The following is a 17,442-nucleotide window of genomic DNA, read 5'->3' on the forward strand; positions in this document are numbered from 1 at the left end:
GAAATTTATAGAATTAGACTGAAACTGGGCCAACTTGACTCAAGTTGATCCAGTTTCAGTCTGGAGCGCATTCCAATCAAAACGGATCAGCGAATGCGCTCTACCTTTTTGATTTTTGGTATTTTCGGACCGCCGAAACGGTGCCATGCCGGCTGAAAATGCTCTAGTACTGGCGGATCAGGCCCACCAGACGGCCTTGGATCCGCACCCGGTCGGGGCCATAGATCATTGTCTTGAAGGCCTTGTTGGCGGGTTCAAGGGCAATGGAATCTCCCTTGCGGCGCAGGCGCTTCAAGGTGGCTTCCTCGTCGTCGACCAGGGCGACGATGATGCTGCCGTTCTCGGCGTTGTCGCAGCGGCGCACGACGGCAACGTCCCCGTCCAGGATGCCCGCCTCGATCATCGAAGCCCCTTCAACCCGCAAGGCGAAATGCTCGCCTCCCGGGGTGAGCATGGCGCAGGGGACCTCGACCTGGGTGGTGGTATCGGCCAGGGCGGCGATCGGCGTGCCCGCCGCGATCTTGCCCAGCAAGGGCAAGCTGAGCGCGTCGGCCCGCGCGGCTTCCCCCACCAGGGCCGCCGGCAGGCTGGGGGTAAAGTCTCCCTCGATCACCCGAGGCGAGAAACGGGTGTCGGAGGAAGGCTCCGCCACAACCGGAGTCCGGGGCGCCGGGGTCTCGCAGAACTGATTTTCGGGCAGGCGCAGGACTTCCAGGGCCCGGGCCCGATGGGGGAGGCGGCGCAGGAATCCGCGTTCCTCCAGCCCCTTGATCAGGCGGTGGATACCCGATTTTGATTTCAGCTCAAGGGCATCGCGCATTTCATCAAACGATGGAGAGACACCGGTCGACCGCAACCGCTGATCGATGAACGAGAGCAGCATGTACTGCTTGCGCGTCAGCATGGCGTCGTCTCCTTCCGTGAATCCGGCGGAACCAAACGTGAATATCAGGGAAAAGTTCTAGTTTAGTTCTTCTCTCCGGTCAAGGAGAAAGCCCGCCGTTCCCCGGGGAGAACGGCGGAAGGCCCGGATCGTCGCCTCAGCCGATCAGGGCCCGCACCGCCGCCCCGACATCGGGCTGGCGCATGAAGTGCTCTCCGATCAGGAAGCGTTGGGCGCCCACCGCTTGCATGCGGGCGAGATCCGCCGGCGTGCGCAAGCCGCTTTCGGCGACCAGGACCCGGTCTTGGGGCACCAGGGGGGCCAGGCGTTCGGTGGTGGCGAGATCGGTGACCAGGGTCTTGAGATTGCGGTTGTTGACGCCGATCAGGGGCGTGGTCAGGCAGGCCAGCGCCCGCTCCAGTTCCGCCTCGTCGTGCACCTCGGCCAGAACATCCATGCCGTGTTCGTGCGCGACCGCCTCGATCTCGCGCGCCCGGGCATCGTCCAGCGCCGCCAGGATCACCAAAATGGCGTCGGCGCCCATGGCACGCGCTTCCAGGACCTGCCACGGATCCACCATGAAGTCCTTGCGCAAGACGGGCAGGGCCACGGCCTCGCGCGCCGCGATCAGATAGGCGGGCGATCCCTGGAACCGGCTTTCCTCGGTCAGCACCGACAGACAGGCCGCCCCCGCCTCCTGGTAGGCCCGGGCCAGGGCCACGGGGTCGAAATCAGGGCGGATCAGCCCGGCCGAGGGCGAGGCCTTCTTGATTTCGGCGATCAGGGCCGGGCGGCCCTGGCCGGCCACCCGGGTCAGGGCGGCGGCGAACCCGCGCGGGGCCGGCGCCTCCTGGATCCGGGCTTCCAGCTCGGCCGGGGACAGGGCGCGGCGGCGTTCGTCGACACTCGCGCGGGCGGTGGCGCACAAGGCGCGCAGGGCATCACTCACAACGGGGCTCCGCCGTTGGTCAGAAGGATCAGGCGTTCCAGGGTCGAGCGGGCGGCACCGGAATCGATGGCCCCCGCCGCCTGGGTCACGCCATCGGGAATCGCCTCGGCCCGTCCCGCCACCACCAGGGCGGCGGCGGCGTTCAACAGCACGATGTCGCGGTAGGGGCCGGGCTGGCCGTCAAGCACGGCGCGCAGGGCCTCGGCGTTGTAAGTGGGGTCGCCGCCCTTCAGGTCCTCGGGGCGGGCCAGGGGCAGGCCGGCATCGGTCGGCGACAGCCGGAAACGACGCACCGCGCCGGCCCGGTACTCGGCCACCAGGGTGTCGCCGGTGGTGGTGATTTCGTCGAGGCCGTCGGAGCCATGGACCACCCAGGCCCGTTCGGCGCCCAGGCGCCCCAGCACCTCGGCCAGCGGCTCCAGCCATGGCTCGGCGAACACCCCCAGCACCTGGTAGCGCGCCCCGGCCGGATTGGCCAGCGGGCCCAGAAGGTTGAACACCGTGCGCGTGCCCAGTTCCACCCGCACCGGCGCCACGTGCTTCATGGCGCTGTGGTGGCGCTGGGCGAACATGAACCCGATGCCAATCTCGCGGATGCACCGTTCGATCACCGCCATGTCGGCGTCGAGATTGACCCCCAGGGCCGCCAGCACGTCGGCGGATCCGCTTTTGGACGAGGCGGCGCGGTTGCCGTGCTTGGCGATCGGCACGCCACACGCGGCGGTCACCAGGGCGGCGGCGGTGGAAATGTTGTAGGTTCCGGCCGCGTCGCCGCCGGTTCCCACCAGGTCAAGCGCGTTCGCCGGGGCGTCGATCGGGGTTGCCTTGGCGCGCATGATGCGCGCGGCCGCGGTGATTTCCTCCACCGTTTCGCCCCGCACCCGCAACGCCATGAGAAAGGCCCCGATCTGGGCCGGGGTCGCGCCCCCGCTCATGATCGCCTCGAAGGCCCGCGTGGCGTCGGCCTCGTTCAACGGGCGGCCGGTGGCCACCATGCCGATCAGCGGCTTCAGATCGATGTCAGGGATAACCGGCGTTGTCATGTTGTTCCCCCCAGAATCACGCGCCGGCGACCGGTGCCGCATCCCCCGCGACGTCGCCGCCCTTGCGCCCGTCAGTCTCGTGGCCATGCCGGCCACCTCAATACCCTTTGTTCCCAAGACCCGTGGCCCGGGCCGGCCAGGCTCGCATGCCGTTTTTCGTTTCCCTTGATCATCGTCGGACGCGATGTCCGCGCGGGGCAAGGGGCGTCAGGCGGATCCCTGGGTCGCGAAGGTCAGGAAATTGCGCAGCAAGGCATGCCCCCCCTCGGTTTCGATGCTTTCCGGATGGAACTGCACCCCGTGGATGGGCAGCGTTTTGTGGGACAGGCCCATGATCAGATTGTCCGCCGTCCAGGCGGTGACCTCCAGGCAGTCGGGCAGGTCGTCGCGCCGGACCACCAGGGAATGATAGCGCGTTCCCTTGAACGGGGCCGGCAGGCCCGCGAACACGCCGCCTCCCGCATGCTCGATCGAACAGACCTTGCCATGCATGGGGGCAGGGGCGCGCACGACCGTGCCGCCGAAAACCTGGCCGATGGTCTGGTGCCCCAGGCACACGCCCATGACGGGAACGCGGGCCTTCCCGGCTTTCTCCACCAGCTCAAGACAGATGCCGGCGCGATCGGGATCGCACGGACCAGGAGAAACCACGATGCCCTGCGGCTTCAGGCCCAGGGCTTCGTCGGCGCTGAGGGCGTCGTTGCGATGAACCACGACCTCGGCGCCCAATTCGCCCAGATAATGCCAAAGATTGTAGGTAAAGCTGTCGTAGTTGTCGATCAGCAGAAACATGTCCGGCGTCCGGTCCAAGGCACAGTACGACGGGAGCGCGGGGCACGCCGGCGCGACGAGGCGAGCCCTGGCCCCCCGGCTTCCCCGGGCCGTCAGAGTGCCGCTCCCGGGTGCGGGCGTCAAGCATCGTGGCATCCGTTTCGCACCCGCGAGTGGCGGGGGAACCGAGACCGTTGCGTGCACGGACCGGGCCGCCTTACCTGAAGGGGGCGCCTGCGTTTCCCTTGGCCGGTTTTTCCTTTGGTGGCGCCGGGTTCCGGCCCTTGCCATCCTTGTTCCTTCCCTGGAATGAAAAGGGGTTAGAGTCCATGACCCACGACACGACCGCTTCCTCCGGCGGGAGTCCGGTTGATCTGGTCATCACCGGCATGAGCTGCGCCGCGTGCGCCTCCCGTCTGGAACGGGTCCTGGGGCGGGTGCCTGGCGTGCGCGAGGCCAGCGTCAACCTGGCGACCGAGCGCGCCCGGGTGCGCATCGATGGTGGCGAGGCCCGGATGGACGATCTGGTCGTGGCGGTGAGCCGGGCCGGCTTCGGGGCCCATCCGGTGCCCGACCCGTCAAGCCGTCCGGAGGGGTCTGCCTCCGACGGCGGCGCGCTGGGCGAAACCCTGGTGCTGGGCCTGGCGGTGGCTTTGAGCCTCCCCTTGCTGTGGGACATGATCGCCCACATGAGCGGTCTGCCCGGGCGGGTGCCTCCCGGCTGGCAGCTGATCCTGGCCACGGTGATCCAGTTCGGGCCGGGCCTGCGCTTCTACGGGGGCGCCTGGAAGGCCCTGCGCAACGGATCGGGCACCATGGACACCCTGGTGGCCCTGGGCACCTCGGCCGCCTACGGTCTGTCGGCGTTCCGGGTTCTGGGGGGGAGCGCCGGGGCCGGGCTTTATTTCGAGGGCGCGGCGGTGGTCATTACCCTGGTCTTGCTGGGCAAGACCCTGGAGCGCCGCGCGCGTCGCGCCGCCGCCTCGGCGATCCGCGCGCTCATGGCCCTGCGCCCCGCCCTGGCTCATCGCGAGGTGGACGGGCGCATCGAGGACGTGCCGGTGGAACGCCTGCGTCCGGGGGACAAGGTGATCGTGCGCCCGGGCGAGGCGCTGCCCGCCGACGGGGTGGTGGAAACCGGCGAGGCGGCGGTGGACGAAAGCCTGATCACCGGCGAAAGCCTGCCCGTGGCCCGCGCGCCCGGTGCCCGGGTCATCGGGGGCGCCGTGGTGCTGGATGGCGCCCTCGCCGTGCGCGTGGAGGCCACGGGCGAGAACGCGACGCTGGCGCGCATCATTCGCCTGGTGGAAGCGGCGCAGGCGGCCAAGGCCCCGGTGCAGGCCCTGGCCGACCGGGTGGCCCAGGTGTTCGTGCCCGCCGTCATTTTCATCGCGGGCGTGACCGGGCTGGTCTGGGGCGTGGGCCTGGGCGAAACCGAAACCGCGCTCACGGCCGCGATTTCCGTGCTGGTCGTCGCCTGCCCGTGCGCGCTGGGCCTTGCCACCCCCACCGCCTTGATGGTGGGCACCGGAGTCGCCGCCCGGCGGGGCATCCTGATCCGCGACGCGGGGGCCCTGGAACAGGCCCATCGGGTGCGAACGATCGTGTTCGACAAGACCGGAACCCTGACCCTGGGCCGGCCGGTGCTGACCCGGATTGTTCAAGATCCCGGAGCGATGGAAGGAACCGGGCTGGACGAGGACGCCCTTCTGGCCCTGGCCGCCGCCGCGCAGCAGGGCAGCGCCCACCCCCTGGCCCATGCCCTGCGCGACGGAGCCGACGCCCGCGCCTTGTCCCTCACCCTGGCCGAGGAGGTCGAAACCCGACCCGGGCAGGGGGTCCGGGCCCGGGTTGGCGCGTGGCGGGTGGCCCTGGGCAGTCGCGCCTTCATGGACACCCTGGGCATCGCCCGCGAGAGCCTGGAACACGCGGCCCGGACCTTGGAGGAACAAGGAGCGTCGGCGGTGTGGATGGCCCTGGCTCCGGCCGCGCTCCCCCGGGCCGGGCGCGAAGGCACGCCGATGCGGGGTGTCGCGGTGCTGGGGCTGGCCGATCCGCCCCGTCCGGGGGCCGCGCAGGCGATTGCCCATCTCAAGACCCTGGGCTTGCGTCCGATCCTGCTCACCGGGGATGCCGAGCGGGTGGCGGCGGCGATCGGCGCGCGCCTGGGCCTGGAGGAACGCTTCGCCGAGGTTCCCCCGGAGGGCAAGGCCCGGGTGATCGCCGATCTGCGCCGGGCCGGCACCGGGGTGGCCATGGTCGGCGATGGCGTGAACGACGCCCCCGCCCTGGCCGAGGCCGACGTGGGCATCGCCATGGGCACCGGTGCCGACGCCGCCTTGGAAACCGCCGGCATGACCTTGATGCGCTCCGATCCCTCGTTGCTGCCCGAGGCCCTGGCCCTGTCGCGGGCCACGGTGCAACGGATCCGACTCAACCTTGCCTGGGCGTTCGCGTATAACATCATTGCCCTGCCGCTGGCCGCGGCCGGGCTGCTGTCGCCCATGATCGCCGGTGCGGCCATGGCCATGTCAAGTGTATCTGTGGTCGCAAGCTCGCTTATGTTGCGTCGGTGGCGGCCCAATTGGATGGGATCATGATTACACCCGAGGATGTCGGTCGCCAGGGGCCCCTGGATCGCTTTGCCCTGTTCGTGGCCGGCCTGTCTCCCATAACCCTGGTCGTGGTGGTCGTCGCCACCCTGGCCGTGGGCGTTGGCGGCGGGTTGGCCTTGGGGCTTTATTTCTTCCAGGGCTCCGGAGCCGGGACGGGGCATCCGGCCGGGGCAACCGGCGCCGCGCCTTCCTCGGGATCCAGGGAGATGGCCCAGGCCCGTCCGGCGCCCGTGCGTCCCGATCCCGCCGACCAGTACCGACCGCCGCCCCTGCCGGGGCCGGCGCCGCTGTCGCCTCCCGACACCCGGGCCCTGATGGCATCGTTTCCGCCCGCCGTGAAAGAGCCCGAGCCAAAACCAGAAGACAAGACCGCTTCGGTTGCGCCTCCCGCGCCCCCGCTGGAGGCGAAGCCCGAGGCCGTGCCCGAGGCCGTGCCCGAGGCCGTGGTTGTCGCGCCGCCGTCCAAGGCCGCTCCGCCGGATGGGCCGAAGCCGCCGGACGGGGCTCCGGCCGCGCCGGGCGCGCTGGCCCTGGCCGCGCCTTTGGTGCCACCAACGCCGGCCCCGGCGTCCGTGCCCGGCTCGCCGCCGGTTCCGGCCAAGGAGCCCGTTCCCGCGCCCCAGGCCCGCGCCCCCGACGCTTCCCCCGCTGACCGGCCTCGCCCCGACGTTCATGCTTCTCCGAACGGGCAGGCCATTACCCCGGCCGGGGAGGGGGAGACCGTCGCGCGCGCCACCGGCGACGCGGCCCAGGCCCCCAAGCCTCCCGCCCGCCCCGCCGCCCCGGCCGTGGTGTTCGCCGTGGACGTGACCCCGGCCCCGCCGCCCCCGGATCCGTCCGAGGTGGCCGTGGTGGTGGCGCCCCCGGCGGCCCCGGTCCCCGTGCCGGCCAGCGAGCCGGCTCCCCCTTCGGGGCCGGCGTCCTCCGCGCCCCTGGCGCCGATCCCCGATACCAAGCCCACCAGCGGCGTGCCGCCGGTCGCGGGCGGGGCGGGGCAGGCTCCACGCTTTTCCATCCTGGCGCCGGTCGAGCAGTTGCGCGCCTCGCTTGAGGACATGAAGGCGGCGGCGCCTTCTCGCGACGAGGCGGCCGGGTCCAACCCCGGGCCCGACCAGGGGAAGGCGCCCGCGGAAGCGGCGGAACCCCCGGCGGCGTCGGCGCCGCCCCCGGACGTCTCCCCTCCCACGCCCCAGGCCGGAGAAGCGGCGCCGTCGCCGGTACTCGAAGCCGCGCACCGGCCGGTGCCACCGCCGCCCCCCATGCCGCCGGCGCGCTGGCATGCCCATGCCCAGCCGCAGGCCCCGCAGGAGGCTGTTGTCGTCGCCACGGTTCCGGCTCCGGCTCCGGCAGCGGCGACCAGCGGGCCCGAGCCGGCCTCCGCGCCGCCGCCCTCCATTCTGGCCGCCCCCCTGGGCTCCGATTCCTTGCTGGTTTCCTCGGGAGGGGATGGCCATGTCCTGGAGGAAGGCCTGTCGGGCGAGGTCCATGATCCCGACAAAAGCCGCCCGGTCGCGTTGCCGGCCGATCTGCCGCGCTTTCCCGTGGTCACGCCCCATGGTCCGGGGGGACCGGCCTGGCGGGCCAACGCCGTGCCCGCCGGGGCGTGGCATCCCCCGGCCATCGCCGTCGTGATCGATGACCTGGGGCTGGATCGCCCGCGAACCCGCGCCGTCACCGCGCTGTCGGGGCCGGTGACCATGGCCTTCCTGCCTTATGCCGAGTCCTTGCCCGATCAGATGAAGGCCGGGCGCCAGAATGGGCACGAGCTGCTGATTCACATGCCCATGGAGCCGCAGAACAGCCACATCTCCCCCGGCCCCGATGCCCTGACCACCGATCTGGGCGACGCCGAGATCCTGGCCCGGGTGCGCCGCAACCTGGACCGGGGAGTCGGCTTCGTGGGGATCAACAATCACATGGGCAGCCGGTTCACCGCCGATCCCCGGCGCATGTCGGTGGTGATCGGGGAACTCAAACGGCGTGGCCTGCTGTGGCTGGATTCCGTGACCTCGCCGCGCACCGTGGGGCAGGCAGTGGCCGCCGCCGCCGGCGTGCCCCATGCCGGGCGCTCGGTGTTCCTCGACAACGTGCCCGAACGCGGCGCCGTGGACCGCCAGCTGGCCAGCCTGGAAACCGCCGCGCGGCGCAACGGCGTGGCCATCGGCATTGGCCATCCCAAGGATGCCACCATCGAGGCCCTGCGTGCCTGGCTGCCCACCCTGGCCAAGAAAGGAATCACCCTGGTGCCGGTCAGCGCCTTGATGCACGAAGGGGATGAAACGGTGGCGCGGCGGATGTAAACCCCATGGTGCGTGCAAACGGACCAGGGGCATGGTTCCTCCTGATCGCAAGCAAAAGGATGCAACGACATGACCGAGCAGATTTTTTCCGTTGAAGGCATGACCTGTGGCGGCTGCGTCGCCAGTGTGGAACGCGCCATTTTACGGGTGGTTCCCCAGGCCCGGGTCACGGTTGAACTGGACAGCGGCAGGGTCGGCGTGACCCCGCCCGGGGATGCCCTGGCGATCTGCGACGCGGTCGAGGCGGCCGGGTTCGGATGCAAGGCCGCCTGAGGCGTCGCCGGTGCAAGGCCGCCTGAGGCGTCCCCGGGCCCCGGGGGGGCTTGCCCTCCTCCTCGGGATCCTGGTGGGAGGAGGCGGGGCGGGGGGAGCGGCCCCGGCCGCCCTGGCCTGCGATCCTTCCACCGTGGTCCTGGGCCTGGATATCGGCCACACCCTGGCGCGGCCGGGGGCGACCAGCGCGCGCGGGCGTCCCGAGTTCGGGTTCAACCAGGCCCTGGGCCAGACCATCGCCGCCGCCGTGCGCCGCGACGGTGCCTTTCGCGTGGTGGTCATCAACGCCGACGGCACCATGGCCGGCCTGACCCAGCGCCCGGCGGCGGCCCGCGCGGCCGGGGCCACGGTGTTCTTGTCGGTGCACCATGACTCGGTGCAGCCGCGTTATCTGCAAACGTGGCGGGGCGAGACGGGCACCGGGCCGGTTATTCCCTACAGCGATCGTTTCAGTGGCTTTTCCGTTTTTGTCTCGGCCGCCAACCCCCAGCCCCGGGAAAGCGAGCGCTGGGGGCGGGCGGTGGGCCGGGCATTGGTTGCGGCCGGCCTTGCCCCGACCCTTCACCACGCCGAACCGATCGAGGGCGAAAACCGGCCGCTGCTGGATCCGGCCCTGGGCCTGTACCGCTTCGACGGGCTGGCCGTGCTGCGGGCCGCCACCATGCCCGCCGCCCTGCTGGAAGCCGGCCTGATCGTCAACCGCGCCGACGAGCGGGTCCTGGCCAGTCCCGCCGGCCAGGACCGGATCGCCCGCGCCGTGGTGGGGGCCTTGCACGCCTACTGCGCCGGGCTGCCGGCCTCGCCGGAGCCGCCGGGCCTGTCGTCGTCCGAGGCCCCCGCTTCGGCGCGACCCGTTCCGATGGCGCCCGCTCCCGGCCGGGAGTCGGGACCGGCGATTGAAGGGAAGGGGTCCCGGGAGTCCGGCGAGGCCATGCCGCCCCCCGGGGAGTCCTGGACGCCAACCTTTTTTCCGCCGTCGTCAACCCCGCAAGCCCCGTGGCCGCGCTGATCCACGGCCCCTTGTCCGGTCGTAGGTCACGAGAAGGCGCGTGCCTTGCGCCCGGTTGAATCGAAAAATTTTTCAACGTCCGGACCGGAAGAGTGTGTTGCCGATCCGTGATCAGGGCACGACCCGGGCCCGTGCGGGGTTGCGCCCGCTGGCCGGCCAGGGTCTTATGGAGCCCTGGGACCGGTCATGCAACGAACCGGAGCGCACGCCCGGCCGGGGAGGGCCAAACGCCATGCAGGTTTACCTGCCGATTGCCGAAATGTCCGTCAACGCCTTGCTGATCCTCGGCATGGGGGGGCTGGTCGGCTATTTGTCGGGTTTGTTTGGCGTCGGCGGCGGTTTCTTGCTCACTCCTTTGCTGATCTTGTACGGGGTGCCGCCGGCGGTGGCCGTGGGCACCCAGGCCAATCAGATCGTCGCATCCTCGATTGCCGGCGTGCTGGCGCACATGCGCCGGGGCAACGTGGACATCAAGATGGGGGTGGTGCTGCTGATCGGCGGCCTGGTCGGGTCGGTGGTCGGCGTGTGGCTGTTCGCCCTCCTGCGCCAGCTGGGCCAGATCGACCTCGCGATCTCGCTGGCCTACGTGGTCTTCCTGGGGCTGGTGGGCGGCTTGATGTTCCTGGAAAGCGTGCTGTCCTTGCTGCGTCGGCACAAGGGCGGGGGTGGGGCGGTGGCGCGCGGTCCCGGCCGGCATACCTGGATGCACGGCTTGCCCTTCAAGATGCGCTTTCGCCGTTCCAAGCTGTACATCAGCGTGCTTTTGCCCCTGGGGATCGGGGTGCTGGGGGGCGTGCTCGCCGCCGTGATGGGCGTGGGCGGCGGCTTTGTCATGGTGCCGGCGATGATTTACCTGCTGGGCATGCCGACCCAGGTGGTGGTGGGCACCAGCCTGTTCCAGATCATTTTCGTGGCCGGCACCACCGCCGTGCTGCAGGCCTCGTTCAACCGCACCGTCGATGTGTTCCTGGCCTTGCTGCTGCTGGCCGGCGCGGTGTTTGGCGCCCAGGCCGGTGCCCGGGCCGGGGCCCGGCTGCGCGGCGAGCAGCTGCGCGTCTTGCTGGCCCTTCTGGTGCTGGTGGTCTGTGGCAAACTGGCCTTCGACCTGATGGCGACGCCCGAGGATATCTATTCCCTGGGCGTGGTGCCCGCGGGATAAAAAGGATTTTCAACGGGGCGCCAGCCCCAGGCGAAGAAGGAGACACCCCCTTGCCGGATGCCTCTGCCCGGGCCTTTGCGCTGGCCCTGCTTGTTCCCGTGGGCGCGCTGATCGCGCCGTCTGGGGCCCTGGCCGCCGACCCCGTCCCGGACGAGCCCCCGACCGCCCAGGAAACCCCTTCTGTTTCCGTGCCGTATGGGGTCGAGTTTCGGGTGTCGGGGGAAGACGGGTCCCTGACCTCGTGGCTGCAAGGCGTGTCGCGGCTCGTGGTCTTGCAAGGCGAGCCACCGGCCACGCCAGCCGGGTTGCGCCAGCGCGTGGACGCCGACCTGGAACGCTTCGCCCAGGCCCTGCGCGCGCGGGGCTATTACGACGCCACCCTGGCCGCCGAGGTGGACACCGAGGCCCGGCCGGCCCGGGTGGTGATTTCGGCCGAACCGGGGACGCTCTACACCCTGGCCAGCGTGGTGTTCGACTATCGCGGAACGGATGAGCGCGCCGACCTCCCCCAGGATCCCGGCACCGCCGGGCTGGAGGTGGGAGCCCCGGCCCGCGCCCAGGCCGTTTTGGACGGCGAGCACACCTTGACGCTGGCCTTGCAACGCGCCGCGCGCCCCCTGGCCCGGGTGACCGACCGCCTGGTGGTGGTCGATCATGCCCGTCATGTCATGGAAGTGACCTACACGGTCGAGCCCGGCCCGAAGGCCGCCTTCGGGCCCCTGGTGGTGCGCGGGCTGGAGAAGGTCGACGAAACCTTCGTGCAGGCGATGGTGCCCTGGCGCGAGGGGGATCCCTACGACGAGCGGGTGGTGCGCGAGTTTCGCAAGCGCCTGTCGGAAAGCCGCCTGTTCGGAACCCTCGACATGGGGCCAGAGGCGGCGGTGGGTCCCGACGGGCGCATTCCCATCCACCTGACCCTGAGCGAGGCTCCCCCGCGCACCATCGCCGCCGGCGTCTCCTACGGCACCGACCGGGGGCCGGGCGCCAGCGCGCGCTGGGAGCACCGCAACCTGCTGGGAGCCGGCGAGCACCTGCGGATCGAGGCGGTGGGCGCCTTGTCCGAGCAGTCGGTGGCGGCGTCGCTGCGCAAGCCCTACTTCCTGTCGCCCCGTCAGACCCTGACCGCCAGCTCCCGCGTCGCCCGCGAGGATCTGGAAGCCTACACCGGCCTGGTGGCCGAGGCGGCGGCGGGTGTCGAGCGGGTCTTGAGCGAGCACTGGCGGGTGTCGGGCAATCTGTCCTTGGAGATGGCGCATCTGACCTGGCCGGGCGAGGACGTTTCCCGCCCCCATGCCCTGGCCGGCCTGCCCGTGCAGGTCAGCCGCGACGCGACCGACAACGCCCTGGACCCCACCCGGGGCACCCGTTTTTCCCTGACCGCCCAGCCCTTCGCCGGCGTTGTTGAGTCGGAATCAACCGGTTTTCTCGTGGTCGATGCCCTGGCCTCGGGCTACGTGCCGGCGCTCCCCGACCGGCTGGTTCTGGCGGGGCGGGCGCGGCTGGCCAGCCTGACCGGCGCCAGCCTCGACCGGGTTCCCCCCAACCGACGTTTGTATGCCGGCGGTGGTGGCTCGGTGCGCGGCTTTGGCTACCAGATGATTGGCCCGCTTGCCGCCAACGGCGATCCCCTGGGCGGGCGTTCGGCCGCCGAGATCGGGGTGGAAGCCCGGATCAAGATCACGCCCACCATTGCCGTGGTGCCGTTCCTGGAAGGGGGGCTGGTCGGCCCCGAGTCCTGGCCCTCGTTCGACGAAACCATCCGCTGGGGAGCCGGGCTTGGCGCGCGCTATCACACTGATTTCGGGCCGTTGCGCGTGGATCTTGGCGTGCCGCTCAATCCGCGCGACGAGGACGATTCGTTTCAGGTTTACATCAGTCTCGGACAGGCGTTCTGAACATGGCCGACGACAGCGACACCAAGACCCCCGCCTCGTCCGCGCCCGCCCCTGGTTCCCGTCGGCGGCGGCGGGCATGGCGCGTTCTGGGGGCCACCGTGGCCCTTGTCACCGCGACCCCGCTGGCCCTGGGGGGCGCGGGCGCCCTGTGGCTGGATAGCGCGGCCGGCCATGCCTGGCTCAGTCAAACCCTGGAATCGCTGGTTGACGATCCGACCGGGGTCCGGCTGCGCCTGGACACGGTGGAGGGGTCCTTGTGGGGGGATCTGCGGATCACCGGCCTGGTGCTGGAGGATCCGGCCGGCCCCTGGCTCACCCTTCCCGAGGCGCGTCTGGCCTGGAGCCCGGCCGGCCTGCTGGGCGGCCGGCTGGTGGTGCGGGATCTGGAGCTGCGCCGGCCGGTGTTCGAGCGTCTGCCGGAAACCCAACCCTCGCCCGAGGAGGACACCTCGGAGGGACTGGACTGGCTGGCCCTGGTGGCCCGGGTGCGCCTGGAGCGCCTGGCGGTCGAGGGGCTGGAGGTGGGCGAGGCCCTGGCCGGGCAGCGGGTGCGCCTGGACGTGGACGGCGGGCTGGACCAGGGCACGGCTCCGGGTTCGACCCGGGTGCACCTGGATGCCGTGCGCACCGATGGCGTGCCGGGCGCGCTGGCCGGCGATGCCACCTTGGCGCGCGATCCCCTGGCCCTGGACCTGGATCTGCGGTTGGTCGAGCCGGCGGGCGGGGCGCTGGGCGGCCTGCTGGGGCTGGCCGACCGCCCGGCGGTGGATGTCCGCATCGAAGGCAGCGGGCCGCTTGCCGACTGGCCGGCCCGGATCACCGCGTCGGTGGAAGACGTGGCGACCCTCGCGGGCACGGTGCGCCTGGGCTGGCCCGATCTGCGCGCCGGGCTGGACGTGCGCCTGGTCCCGGGCCCCAAGGCTCCGCCGATGCTGGCGGCCGGGGCCGGCCCCGAGGGCATGCGGATCCTGGGCGACGTTGCCCTGCCCGGAGAAGGCGCCGTTCATCTGGACGAGCTTCTGGCCGAGGGGGCGGGCTGGCGCGTGCACGCCAAGGGGGGCGTGGAGGCCGGGGAGACGGGCGCCCTGACCCTGGACGCGGACGTGAACCTGGATCATCCCCCCGCCCTGGCCCTGGTCGCGCCAACCCTGGAAGGAGGCACGGCCCACCTGGCGGTGAGCGCCCGGGGAACCCGGGCCCGGCCCCGGGTGGACGCCCGGCTGGACGCGGGCGCCCTGGCCCTGCCGGACGTAATGGCCCTGGAGGGCCTGGGGCTGGTGGCGACGCTGGCGCCCGATCCCGCCACGGCGGGCGCCCTGGCCCTGAGCGTGACGGGCGGGCCCCAGGGCCTGAGCCTGCCGGCGGCCGGAGCCGGGGGCGCGGCCCTGGTGGGACCGGCCCCCGCTTTTGTCGTGCGGGCCTTCCTGGATCCCGACGGGGGACCGCTGCGCCTGGAGACGGCTTCGGTCTCGGGAGCCGGCTTCGATCTTGACGTCAGCGGGCGCTACGATCCCGCGCAAGGCCGGGCCGAGGCCGTGCAACTGGTTCTGGCCGTGCCCGATCTCGCACCCCTGTCCCCCGGGCTGGGCCTGGGCGCCCGCCTGGAGGCGCACGCCGAGGCGCTGGCTTTTGGCCCCGGGGGAGCGGCGGGGGCCGTGGACCTTGGCGTGGCTCTTTCCCCCGATCCGGCCCGGCTGGATCCGGCCCTGGCCGAGCTGCTGGGACCGACCCCGGCGCTCTCGGCCCGTGTTTCGCTGGGCGGGGAGGGCGACGCGCGGGAAAGCCCCCGCGTTCGGCTCCAGGACCTGAAACTGGAAACCAACGCCGTGACCGGCACGGGCGAGGGCACGCTGGAGGCCGGGGACACCCTCGCGGCCCGGCTGACCCTGGCCGTGGCCAATCCGGCTCTTCTGGGGGCCGGCCTGGGGGGTGGTCCCCTGACCTTGAGCGTGGACGCGAAGGGGGCGATCGCCGATCCCACCGTGGTGGCCACCCTGGAGGGGGCGCGCCTGAGCGGCCTGGGACCGGTTTGGGAGGGGCTGCGCGTGCGCGTGGAGGCGGCGTCGGTGACCCAGGCCCCCACCGGGCGGGTGGAAGCCGAGGCCCGCGCCGGACGCCTGCCGGTGCGCCTGAGCCTGCCCTTTGCCGTTGAAAAGGGGTTTTCGGCCCTGGTGGTGGAGGACGCGACACTCACCGCCGGGTCCGCCAGCGTGACGGCCCGGGCCCATCTGGACCCGGCCCGGCTGGAGCGGGCGACGGCCCGCGTCAACGTGGCCGTGCCCGACCTGGCCGTCCTGGCGCCGCTCGGGGTGCCCGCGCTGGGCGGACGCCTGGACGCCCAGGCCCGCCTGGAACCCGATCGCGCCGGAAAGGGAGTCGTCACCCTGGAGGCCCGCGCGCCGGGCCTGCGCCTGAACGGGCAGGGCCTGGGCCGCCTGGAGGCCAAGGCACGGGTGGATGATCCACTGGCCAAGCCCGCGATCACCGCCAGCGTGTCCCTGGCTGGTGGCGGCAGCGGACCGGTGTCGTGGCGCCAGCTGGGCATCGAGGCGCGCGGTCCGCTGGATTCCCTCGGGCTGGCGGCGCGTGTGGAAGGCGCCTTGCGTGCCGGTGCCACCGACCAGCCCCTGAAGGGGCGCCTGGATGCGCGCTGGAAGGGGGGGGCGGCGCCCCGTCTGGAAGTGAGCACGCTTGATGTCTCGGCCGGAACCCACCGCGTGGCGCTCGCGGCGCCCACCGCCGTGCGCCTGGGGGGCGGAACCACCCGGCTGGAGGAAACCCGCCTGACGGTGGACCGGGGCCAGCTGACCCTGGCCGGGGGGCTGGGCGCGAACGGACGCGTGCAGGCCCGCCTGGAGGCTGCCGCCGTGCCGCTGGGACTTGCCGATCTGTTCGCTCCCACCCTGGGCCTGGAGGGCCGGCTGGAAGGGACCGTGAACGTGGCCGGCACGCCCTCGCGGCCCACGGGCAAGGCGGCCCTGGTGGTGCGCCAGCTGCGGGCCGGGGCCCTGGCCGGGCACCGGGTCGATGCCTTCCTTGAGGCGACGGTGGACCGGGCCCTGACCGCCTCCTTGCGCCTGGAGGGCCTGCCGGGCGAACCGCTGCAAGCGCAGGCACGTCTGCCCCTGCCCCGGGGGCTGGCGGCCGTGGGGCCAGGCACGCCGGTGGACGCATGGGTGCGCTGGAAGGGCGATATCCATGACCTGTGGGACATGACGCCGCTGATCGAGCATCGGCCGTCCGGCCCCACCACGGTTGACCTGAGCGTGGCCGGCACCGTGGGCGCGCCCCGGCTGAGTGGCGGCGTGCGCCTGGAAAAAGGGCGATACGAAAACCTGCTGACCGGGACCTTGCTCAAGGACCTGGATCTCGATGTCTCGGCGACGGCCGATCAGCGCCTGGTGGTGCGCCTGCGCGGGACCGATGGCGGCCCGGGCACCGTTGCCCTGGACGGGGCCCTGGACCTGTCAAGCCCCGGGCTCCCTCAAGGCGACGTGAAGGTGGCGGCCCGCAACGCCACCTTGGTGCGGCGCGACGAAGCGACGGCCACCCTGGACGCCGACCTGACCTTGGCCTTGCGCGAGACCGGGGCCGCGCTGGCCGGCACGGTGACCACCCAGAAGGTGGCGGTGCGGCTCATCAATTCGATGGGCGCCAGCATTCCCGACCTGCCGGTGATGGAGGTGGGGGGGCGTGGCCAGCCGGCCACCCGCGCCCAGGCCCTGGCGGCGCGGGCCCGGGGCGAGGACGCCCGGAACCCGGGCCTGCCCGTGGCCCTTGATCTCAAGGTCAGCCTGCCCAACCGCGTGTACGTGACGGGGCAGGGGGTCAACACCGAATGGAAGGGGGCGTTGACGGTGGGGGGCACCGCCGCCCAGCCCGTGGTCGTGGGAACGATCGAGAACCTGCGCGGCCAGGTGGACTTCCTGGGGCGGACGTTTTCGCTGAAGGACAGCGTGATCCGTTTCGATGGCGGCCGGCGCCTGGATCCCGGCCTGGACATCCGGGCCACCAACGACACCGGCGACGTCACGGCGGTGGTGCGGGTCACGGGGACCGCCTCGGCGCCCGACCTGAGCTTTTCCTCGGAACCGGCCCTGCCGCCCGACGAGGTGGTGGCGCACATCCTGTTTGGCAAAAGCTCGGGCGAGCTGTCGGCGATCGAGGCGGTGCAGCTGGCGCGCGCGGTTGGCGAACTGGGCGGCTTCGGCACCGGGGGGAGCTTCGTGGAATCCTTGCGCGACGCCACCGGTCTTGACGTCCTCAAGCTGGGTGAGGGAGACAAGGGGGGCACCACCGTGCAGGCGGGCACCTATGTGCGCGAGAATGTGTATGTCGGGGTGGTGCAGGGAATGGGACTGGGGGACAGCGCGGTCGAGGTCCAGGTGGAACTGACCCCCTCCTTGAACCTGGAAACCCGGGCTGGCGCCGGCGGGGCGGGCGAGGCCGGGCTTTTCTGGAAACGGGATTACTGATCTTGGGGCTTTCTCGGTGTATCATGCGCCCCGGGTCCTTGCATTCGCCTTCACATTTCGGGATAACCAC

General features: G+C 71.7%; 11 protein-coding genes. 7 read left to right on the forward strand and 4 right to left on the reverse strand.

Annotated elements, in window-relative coordinates; genetic code table 11:
• Window positions 1-163 precede the first annotated feature (163 nt).
• From lexA to ROR02_RS08895, 4 genes are all read right to left on the reverse strand, one after another.
• Window positions 164-904 carry a transcriptional repressor LexA gene (gene lexA, locus ROR02_RS08880; protein ID WP_147163671.1) on the reverse strand — a complete coding sequence of 247 codons (741 nt, stop codon included), beginning with the start codon at window positions 902-904 and terminating at the stop codon, window positions 164-166.
• A gap of 136 nt (window positions 905-1,040) precedes the next feature.
• Complete coding sequence (gene trpC, locus ROR02_RS08885; protein WP_147163672.1) at window positions 1,041-1,832, reverse strand: indole-3-glycerol phosphate synthase TrpC; 792 nt, start codon at window positions 1,830-1,832, stop codon at window positions 1,041-1,043.
• Entirely contained in the window at window positions 1,829-2,875 is a 1,047-nt protein-coding gene (gene trpD / locus ROR02_RS08890) for an anthranilate phosphoribosyltransferase (RefSeq protein WP_147163673.1), read from the reverse strand. The genes trpC and trpD overlap by 4 nt, the downstream gene beginning before the upstream one ends.
• 207 nt (window positions 2,876-3,082) lie before the next feature.
• A complete protein-coding gene (locus tag ROR02_RS08895; protein ID WP_147163674.1) occupies window positions 3,083-3,667 on the reverse strand; it encodes an anthranilate synthase component II in 585 nt (194 codons plus the stop codon).
• Between the two features lie 308 nt (window positions 3,668-3,975).
• Between ROR02_RS08895 and ROR02_RS08900 the strand changes: the two genes are divergently transcribed.
• The 7 genes from ROR02_RS08900 (at window position 3,976) to ROR02_RS08930 (ending at window position 17,372) form a co-directional block, all read left to right on the forward strand.
• Entirely contained in the window at window positions 3,976-6,246 is a 2,271-nt protein-coding gene (locus ROR02_RS08900; protein WP_147163675.1) for a heavy metal translocating P-type ATPase, read from the forward strand.
• On the forward strand, window positions 6,243-8,561 hold the full coding sequence (locus ROR02_RS08905; protein ID WP_147163676.1) for a divergent polysaccharide deacetylase family protein: 2,319 nt from the start codon (window positions 6,243-6,245) through the stop codon (window positions 8,559-8,561). Before ROR02_RS08900 ends, ROR02_RS08905 begins: the two co-directional genes overlap by 4 nt.
• Window positions 8,562-8,630: 69 nt before the next feature.
• Window positions 8,631-8,834 carry a heavy-metal-associated domain-containing protein gene (locus ROR02_RS08910; RefSeq protein WP_147163677.1) on the forward strand — a complete coding sequence of 68 codons (204 nt, stop codon included), beginning with the start codon at window positions 8,631-8,633 and terminating at the stop codon, window positions 8,832-8,834.
• A 73-nt stretch (window positions 8,835-8,907) separates the two neighbouring features.
• Complete coding sequence (locus ROR02_RS08915) at window positions 8,908-9,843, forward strand: N-acetylmuramoyl-L-alanine amidase family protein (RefSeq protein ID WP_170245046.1); 936 nt, start codon at window positions 8,908-8,910, stop codon at window positions 9,841-9,843.
• 232 nt (window positions 9,844-10,075) lie between these two features.
• Entirely contained in the window at window positions 10,076-11,002 is a 927-nt protein-coding gene (locus ROR02_RS08920) for a sulfite exporter TauE/SafE family protein (protein WP_147163694.1), read from the forward strand.
• Window positions 11,003-11,052: 50 nt separating this feature from the next.
• Entirely contained in the window at window positions 11,053-12,897 is a 1,845-nt protein-coding gene (locus tag ROR02_RS08925; RefSeq protein WP_246135475.1) for an autotransporter assembly complex protein TamA, read from the forward strand.
• Between the two features lie 2 nt (window positions 12,898-12,899).
• The gene (locus ROR02_RS08930) at window positions 12,900-17,372 is read left to right on the forward strand and encodes a translocation/assembly module TamB domain-containing protein (RefSeq protein WP_147163679.1); all 4,473 of its coding nucleotides are present in this window, start codon (window positions 12,900-12,902) and stop codon (window positions 17,370-17,372) included.
• Window positions 17,373-17,442 lie beyond the last annotated feature (70 nt).

Source organism: Pararhodospirillum oryzae, from assembly GCF_007992075.1.
GTDB lineage: Bacteria > Pseudomonadota > Alphaproteobacteria > Rhodospirillales > Rhodospirillaceae > Pararhodospirillum > Pararhodospirillum oryzae.